We start from the raw sequence: 7,842 nt of genomic DNA, 5'->3' as shown, positions 1-7,842 counted from the left end.
GGGTTTTGCCCCCCCCCCCCCCGGCGCAACCCCCCCCGGGGGCGCCCGCGTTCACCCCCCCCCCGCGGGGGGCGGGCCGGGCGCCCCGCGGGGGCCCCATGACGCGGAGCTGGCCGAGGGTGCCGACAGCGGCCTGCCAGCCGTAGGCGCAGCTGATGCAGCCCCACGGCTTGTTGTCCAGGTAGACGGTGGCGTCACCGCGCATGTCCTCGATGTAGTCCAGGGCGTTCTTGACCAGGCCGGAGACGCCGCCGTGGTAACCGGGCGAGCCGATGACGACCGCGTCGGCGGCGCGCAGCGCGTCCACCAGCGCGAGCGCGGCCGGGGTGCGGTGCGGATCGAGCGGGTTGTACATGGGCAGGTTGATGTTCTCGCCGCTGAACAGGGCGGTCCGGCCGCCGCGGCGACGCACGGCCGCCAGGCAGTCGCGCAGGGCGCGTTCGGTGGACGAACCGGCGCGCAGCGTGCCGCCGAGGCCGACGACGAACGGGGCGGCGCCGGTGTCGGCGGGCGCGGCGCTCGCGCTGGTGGTGGTTGCGGTCATGGCCGGACCCTCCTGCTCGGCGGGGCGCCTACTTGATGGCGATGGGGTTGATGGGAGAACCGACGGCGCCGATCACCCGCAGCGGCGGGGCGATCAGCTGGAACTCGTAGACGCCGTCGGCGGCGCAGTCGGCGGCCAGGGCGCGGAAGTCCCAGTACTCGCCGAGCATCAGGCCCATGTCGCGCAGGCACAGCATGTGCATGGGCAGGAAGGTGCCCTCGACGCCGGAGGTCGGGTCCTCGACCATCAGGTTGTCGGCGGCGACGGCGGCGATCTCGTGCTCGTGCAGCCACAGCGCGCAGGTCCAGTCAAGGCCGGAATAGGGTTCGGAGCCGTCGCGGGCCTCCAGGTAGCGGTCCCACCAGCCGGTGCGCACCAGCACGATGTCGCCGGACTCGATGCGCACCCCCTGGCGCTTCGCGCACTCGTCGAGTTCGTCGGCGGTGATGGGTTCACCCGGTTCCAGATAGGTCTGCGCGCCACGGTATCTCACCATGTCGAGCAGCACACCGCGGCTGGTGATGCCCTTGCCGTCGACCTTGTCGATGCCGCAGTGGAAGGCGCCCTGGCTGGTGACCGATCCGGCGGGGAAGCCGTTGTAGAGCTGGTCGCCGTAGTAGACGTGGGAGAATGCGTCCCACTGGGTGGCGGCCTGGAGCGGCATGATGAGCAGGTCGTCGTTGAACCGGAACGGGTTGTCGGCGAAGAAGCCGCTCAGTTCCCCGGCGACGGTGTTGCGCAGCCATTTCGGGCCGTACTCGGTGAGTGTCTTCGCGTCACCGCCGTCGACGGTCATGACGTGGGTGGGGTTCTGCCGGAACTGGAAGGCGCCCTGCGGGCCGGAGGAGCCGAAGTCGATGCCGAGCGGGAAGACCTTGCCGTGGCGGACCAGCCCGGCGGCCGCGGCGATCTTGGCCGGGGTGATGAAGTTGAGGGTGCCGAGTTCGTCGTCGCGGCCCCAGCGGCCCCAGTTGCTGACGCGTTCGGCGAGTGTGTAGAAGTCGGTGAGAGTTGCCACGGCAGCGTGGTCCTTCCGAGTCGGGAGCGGGTTCAGGGCCGGGTGGCCGGGGCGGGGCCCGCCAGTTCGTCCGCCAGGCGCGCGGCGAGATTGCCGCCGTCGACCCACAGCACCTGGCCGGTGATGTAGGCGGCGGCCCGGCTGTTGAGGAACTGCAGCGCGGCCGCCTGTTCGGGGGGCTCGGCGGAGCGGCCGAGCGGTTTGGGGATGCCGTCGAGATAGGCGGCGCCGTAGGCGGAGCGCAGCTGGTCCAGAATCGGGGTCTCGGTGACGCCGGGGCCGGTGCAGTTGATGCGGATGCCCCTGGCGGCGAGTCCGGTCGAGCACCGGGCGGTGTAGAGGATCATCGCCTCTTTGGCCAGCCGGTAGCCGCCACCGTCGGCGACGATCCCGGCGTGGCGCTCGCACCAGTCCAGACCCTCGACGAAGGAGACGGTGTCGAGCAATCCGACCGTGTCCCAGCGGTTCTCGCGGTAGGCGGACGCGGCGAGCGAGGAGACGCCTGCCACCGCGGAACCTGGGGCCATGCGCGGCAGCAGTGCTTCGGTGAACTGGCGCATGCCGAGGAAGTTCACCGCGACCACGCGCAGCGGGTCACCGATGCCGGAGGACACGCCCGCCACGTTGAACAGGGCGTCGACCGGGCCGCCGACCGCTTCGGCTGCCGCGGCGACGGAGACGGGGTCGCCCTGGTCCATGACGACGAACTCGTCCGGGCCGCCGGCGCCGGGCGGACCGGACAGGTCGAGTCCGACGACCCGCGCTCCCAACCGCACCAACTCGGTGACCAGGCTCGCGCCGATGCCCGACGCGCAACCGGTCACCACCACCCGCTGCCCGTCGTATCGGCACCGCTGCTCGTAGCTGTCCATCGCGACCCCGCTTCCGGTCGTCCTCAGGCCTGGCCGCGCTCTTCGAGCAGGCGCTGCTGCTCTTCGAGCCGCGCGGCGGCCTGCTTCTGGCCCTCCTCGATCTCGGCCATGGCCTCGGGGATCTCACCCGCGGTGAAGGTGCCGCCGCGACCGGTGGGCAGGCCGCCGAAGGCGTAGTCCTCGTCGAACTCGGGCGCGGGCATCGGCTTGCGCCTGGCCTCGGCCTGCTCCAGCACGGGCGCGAGCCGCTCGGCCTTGTCCGCCACAGCCTTCTGGTCGCGTTCGATGAATTCGGGCAGCACCTCGCGGCCCATGATCTCCAGCGATTCCATGGTGGCCTCGTGACTGCGCGGATTGAGCAGCAGGATGATCTCGTCGACGCCGCTGGCCTCGTAGCCGCGCAGGAACTCGCGCACGGTGTCGGGCGAGCCGATGGCGCCGCGGCCGGGACCGTAGGCGACGGTCGAGTCCTGCTTCACCGCGTCGAGGTAGCTCTCCCACACCTTGGTCCGGCCTGGGGTGTGCATGCCGGTCATGTAGTAGTGCATGATCCCGAAGGAGAAGAAGCCGCCGCCTACGCCCAGCCGCTCGATTGCCTGCTCGTCGGTGGGCGCGACCATCATCGACAGGTCGCCGCCGATGGCCAGGATGTTCGGATTCATCTTCGGTACCGTCGGCGCCGCCTTCTCCTCGAACTCCCGGTAGTAGCCGCGGACCCGCTCGCCGAGGGCCTCGGGGCCGGTGTAGGCGAAGCTGAGCGCGCCGATGCCGAGTTGGGCGGCCATCTGCACCGAGGAGGGGCGGGTGCAGGCCACCCACAGCGGCGGGTGCGGAGTCTGGCGGGGCTTGGGGATGACATTGCGGGCGGGCATCTCGATGTGGTTGCCCTTGAAGCCGGTGAACGGGGTCTCGGTCATGCACCGCACCGTCACCTGGAGCGCTTCTTCCCATTGTTCGCGTTTGTCGGCGGGGTCGATGCCGAAGCCGCCGAGCTCGCCGACCGAGGAGGATTCGCCGGTGCCGAATTCGACGCGCCCGTTGGACAGGTGGTCGAGGGTGGCGACGCGTTCGGCGGCGCGCGCCGGGTGGTTGATGGCGGGCGGCAGGTGCATGATGCCGAAGCCGAGCCGGATGTTGTCGGTGCGCTGGCTGGCCGCGGCCAGGAACATCTCCGGCGCGGTGGAGTGACAGTACTCCTCGAGGAAGTGGTGCTCGGTGAGCCAGACGGTGGAAAAGCCCGCCTTGTCGGCCAGTTCCACCTCCTCCAGGCCGTCCTGGAACATCTGGTACTCGTCGTCGTCGGTCCACGGCCGCGGCAGGGCGAACTCGTAGAAGAGGGAAATTTTCATCGGGTACCTCCATGGGTGTCGGCCGTGGCCTGGTCCGCCGCGCCCGGCGCGCGGGTGTCGTCGCTGTCGGCGGCCGCGCCGGGGCGGGTCGCCAGGTGTTCGGCCGCGATGTAGCCGAAGGTCATCGCCGGGCCGATGGTCGCGCCCGCGCCCGCGTAGCTGCGGCCCATCACCGCCGCCGAGGTGTTGCCCACCGCGTACAGGCCCTCGATCACGGAGCCGTCGGAGCGCAGCACCCTGGCGTGCTCGTCGGTGCGCAGGCCGCCGGAGGTACCGAGGTCGCCGAGGATGATGCGGAAGGCGTAGTAGGGCGGTGCGCCGATCGGGTGCAGGTTCGGGTTGGGCAGGGTCGGGTCGCCGTAGTAGTTGTCGTAGACGCTGTCGCCGCGGCAGAAGTCGTCGTCGTGGCCGGATTCGGCGAGTTCGTCGAAGCGGGCGGCGGTGGCCTTCAGCGCGTCGGCGGGCACGTCGATCTTCGCGGCCAGTTCGTCCCAGCTGTTCGGCGCGTGCACCACCCCGGATTCCAGTCAGGCGGCGGGCATGGTGAAGCCGGTGGGGACCGGCGCGAACGGGATCTTCGGCAGCGGCAGATGGCCGCCGATGACGTAGCGCTTCCACGAGCGGTGGTCGGTGATCAGCCAGCACGGGATGTGGGTGATGCCGGACTTCTGGCCCTCGATCATGGCGTGGCCGAAGTCCATGTAGGGCGCGGCCTCGTTGATGAAGCGCTGCCCCGCGCCGTTGACGATGAACTGGGCGGGCATCATGCGCTCGTTGAGCATGAATTGCAGTCGGCCGTCGGGCCATTGGATGGCGGGGAACCACCACGCCTCGTCCATCAGGGCGGTGTCGGCGCCGACCGCGCGGCCGATGCGGATGCCGTCGCCGAGCGACAGCGGGTTGCCGAAGCTCCAGTCCTGCTCGACCACCGGCTGTTCCGACTTGCGCCATGCCATGTCGTGTTCGAAGCCGCCGGTCGCCAGGATCACCCCGCGGCGGGCGCGGACCATCACCGGCTGCCCGTCGCGTTCGACGGTGGCGCCGGTGACCCGGCCGTCGTCGGTGTGCAGGGCGGTGATCGGGGCGTTCAACCACAGCGGGATGTCGCGCTCGCGCAGCGCCAGGCGCAGGCGGGCGACCAGGGATAGGCCGATGGTGACGATGCGGTCGCCGAACAGGTGGGCGCGCACCATCCGCCAGATCAGCTTCAGCAGGACCGCCTTGCCGCGCCAGTTCTGTCTGACCTGGTAGAACAGCCGCAGGTCCTTCGGGCCGAGCCAGATCCCCTTGGGCGCCAGCGCCGGCGGGGGGCGCAGGGTGGCCTCGTCCTCGCCGAGCTCCCGCAGATCGATGGGCGGGACGTTGATGGTGCTGCCCTGCGGCGAGCCGCCCGGCAGTTCCGGGTAGTAGTCGGCATAGCCGGGCTTCCAGACGAATTCCAGCCAGCGGCTGCGGTTCTCGAGGAATTCCATCATCTCCGGGGCCTTGGCCACATAGGCGCGCAGCCGCTGCTCGGTGACCGTGCCCTCGGTGATGGTCTTCAGGTATTCGACCACCGCGTCGGGGTCGAGGCAGTAGCCGTCGCGGCGCTGGGCGGGCGCGTTGGGCACCCAGATGCCGCCCCCGGACAGGGCGGTGGAGCCGCCGTAGGTGTCGCCCTTCTCCACGACCAGCACCGACAGACCCTCGGCCTCGGCCGCGAGTGCGGCGGTCAGTCCGCCGCCGCCGGAACCGGCGACGAGCACGTCGACCACGATCTCGGTGGGCGTCTGCTCGGCCTTCTCGCCGACCGTCACCGGTTCCTCGTCGGTTGTCCGCTCGCCGGGCGTCCGCTCGGCGTTCCTGCCGGTTGTCACTGTGTCCTCCTCGGAGCGTCTGCGCCGCCGCCCGTCTCGGCCACGGCCGTGCGCACCGCGAAGCCGGCGATCAGGGCGGGCGCCGCGCGGTAATAGCGCACCGTGGTGCGATAGGGCCCCTGCTGGGCGAGGGCGGCGAAGGCGGCGATCCAGGTGCGCACCTCGTGGGCGGAATTGCCCGCCTCCTCGGTGATGCTGCTGTTGTCCCAGTGGTCGAAGGCGTCGAGTTCGCCGCGGTCGAGCAGGTCGAGAAGACGCTTGTCCCAGTCCGGGTTGAGGGCGCGTAGATCGCCTCGGCCCGAGGCGAATTCGCAGGCGGCCCGCACGACCGCGGTCTGCCGGGCGGTGCGCTGTTCGGCGGTCATGGTTCCGCCGTGTACGAGGCGCTCGCGCACCCGGCCGGAAGCGGTCGCCAGCCGTGGGACCGGCGGGTCGTGCGACAGCCCGCCCGAACCGATCACCAGCACCCGCTTGTCCAGCGTCGCCAGGTGTGCGCCGACCGCCGCGCCGAGCGCCCTGGCCCGGCGCAGCGGGCCGAGCGGCACCGCGACGGAGTTGACGAAGATCGGCACCACGGGCCGGGCCGTGGCCGAGCCGAGCAGCCGTTGCAGCGGCTGCACGGTGCCGTGGTCGACGTCCATGGCGACCGAGACCGCCACGTCGATGCCCGATTCCAGCAGGGCTTCGGCGAGTTCGCCCGCGGCCTGCGCCGGCACGTCCAACGGACCTGCGTGGGTGCCGTAGTCGCCGACGCCGGAAGCCGCGGTGCCGACGCAGAAGGCGGGCATGGTGCGGTAGAAGAAGCCGTTGTAGTGGTCGGGGGCGAAGGTGACCACGAGTTCGGGGTCGAACGCGCGCACGAAATCGGCGGCCGTGCCGAGGGCGGCCTCGATATCGGCCACCAGCTCCGGCTCAGGGCCGGGCAGGTCGAGCAGAGGGCTGTGCGAGACGCAGCACAGAGCCAGCGGCATCGGGGCCTCCATTCGTCAGGGTGGCGCGGGTCGGGGCTCCATCGGTGATCGACAGGGCGCGCAGCAGGTCGGCGCTCAGTTCGGGGGCGAGCTGGGCGATGGTGGCACCGGCGATCGCGCGGTCGGGGCGCAGGAACAGCACGGAGTCGCGCTGGGCGTCGAACCAGGCCTTGAGCGCGCCGGTGCGGTCACCGACCACGAGCACGTCCTGGTGGTCCTGCCCGGTCCAGCGCAGCTGGCAGGCCGGGCGCGCGGCGACGAAGCGGGCGCCGAGCGCCTGCCAGCGGACGAAGGCCCGCTCGCCGAGGACGGCGCGCGGATCGTTGTTCCAGCACAGCACGGCGAACCAGGAGCCGAGCACGTCGTCGAGCAGCACGTCGGCGCGCTCGCGGGTGTCGACCCTCGGCTGGATGAACAGGGTGCCGACCGGGGAGGCCGGTGAGCGCGACCAGTGGTGCACCACCGCGCCGCGGTCGTATCGCGGCATGGGTTTGAACCGCATGCCCAGCACGTAGTGTTTGACCGGTGGGATGGCGGCCGCCGCGCGCACCAGCGCGTCACGCACGGCCACCACCCGCCGGTCGGTCGGGGTGATGACCTTGCCGACCGTGGTGGACAGGTCGATCATGGCGCGGGCGTGCTTGCGGCGCTCCTGGTCGTAGGTGTCGAGCAGGGCCTCGCCCGCGCGGCCGGAGGCGACGGCGGCCAGTTTCCAGCCGAGGTTGGCCGCGTCCCTGATGCCGCTGTTGTAGCCCTGGCCCTGCCAGACCGGCATGAGGTGGGCGGCATCGCCGGCCAGCAGCAGTCTGCCCACGCGGAAGGCGCTCGCGATGCGGGAGTGATGGGTGTAGACCCGCTTGCGGATGACCTCGAGGCGGTCGGGGAACGGCACCAGCGGAGCGACCAGCTTCCGCACGAACTCCGGGGATTCGGCCAGCTCGTCGGATTCCTCGTCGTGGATCATGAACTCGAAGCGGCGGATGCCGTGCGCGATGGAGACCGAGACATTCGGGCGGCGCGGGTCGGCGGCGACCTCGATGTTCGGGTGGCCGAGCGGGTCGGCGGCCAGGTCGACGACCAGCCAGCGGGTCGGTGAGGTGGTGCCGTCGAAGCTCACGCCCATCTGCTTGCGGGTGGCGCTGCGGCCGCCGTCGCCTCCGGCCGCGCGGGCGAGGCCCTGCTCGACACCTACGACCAGGAGCGCCGCAAGCACGCCCGCGCCATGATCGACC

At 71.3% G+C, this 7,842-nt stretch carries 6 protein-coding genes and 2 pseudogenes; 1 reads left to right on the top strand and 7 read right to left on the bottom strand.

Annotated elements, in window-relative coordinates:
• The 7 genes and pseudogenes from QH283_RS29290 to QH283_RS29260 all read right to left on the bottom strand — a co-directional run.
• Positions 1–544: NADPH-dependent FMN reductase (locus tag QH283_RS29290; protein WP_280506157.1), on the bottom strand; the 544-nt coding region annotated here is incomplete at its 3' end.
• Positions 545–572: 28 nt separating this feature from the next.
• Entirely contained in the window at positions 573–1,562 is a 990-nt protein-coding gene (locus QH283_RS29285; protein WP_280506156.1) for a cyclase family protein, read from the bottom strand.
• A gap of 32 nt (positions 1,563–1,594) precedes the next feature.
• Entirely contained in the window at positions 1,595–2,434 is an 840-nt protein-coding gene (locus QH283_RS29280; RefSeq protein WP_280506155.1) for a coniferyl-alcohol dehydrogenase, read from the bottom strand.
• Between the two features lie 23 nt (positions 2,435–2,457).
• Positions 2,458–3,783, bottom strand: coding sequence for an LLM class flavin-dependent oxidoreductase (locus QH283_RS29275; RefSeq protein ID WP_280506154.1), 1,326 nt, complete (start codon positions 3,781–3,783; stop codon positions 2,458–2,460).
• A pseudogene (locus QH283_RS29270) lies at positions 3,780–5,579 on the bottom strand (FAD-binding protein). The gene QH283_RS29275 and the pseudogene QH283_RS29270 overlap by 4 nt, the downstream one beginning before the upstream one ends.
• Positions 5,580–5,635: 56 nt before the next feature.
• Entirely contained in the window at positions 5,636–6,610 is a 975-nt protein-coding gene (locus QH283_RS29265) for a 3-carboxyethylcatechol 2,3-dioxygenase (RefSeq protein ID WP_280506153.1), read from the bottom strand.
• Positions 6,552–7,769 (bottom strand): annotated as a pseudogene (locus tag QH283_RS29260) (FAD-dependent monooxygenase); the annotation flags it as partial. The gene QH283_RS29265 and the pseudogene QH283_RS29260, both read right to left, overlap by 59 nt.
• Here QH283_RS29260 and QH283_RS29255 point away from each other — a divergent pair.
• Positions 7,734–7,842: FAD-dependent monooxygenase (locus tag QH283_RS29255; RefSeq protein ID WP_432420807.1), on the top strand; the 109-nt coding region annotated here is incomplete at its 3' end. The pseudogene QH283_RS29260 and the gene QH283_RS29255 overlap by 36 nt on opposite strands.

Origin of the sequence: Nocardia farcinica, from assembly GCF_029867845.1 — a bacterium.
GTDB lineage: Bacteria > Actinomycetota > Actinomycetes > Mycobacteriales > Mycobacteriaceae > Nocardia > Nocardia farcinica_A.
This window is presented reverse-complemented; position numbering and strand designations above follow the sequence as displayed.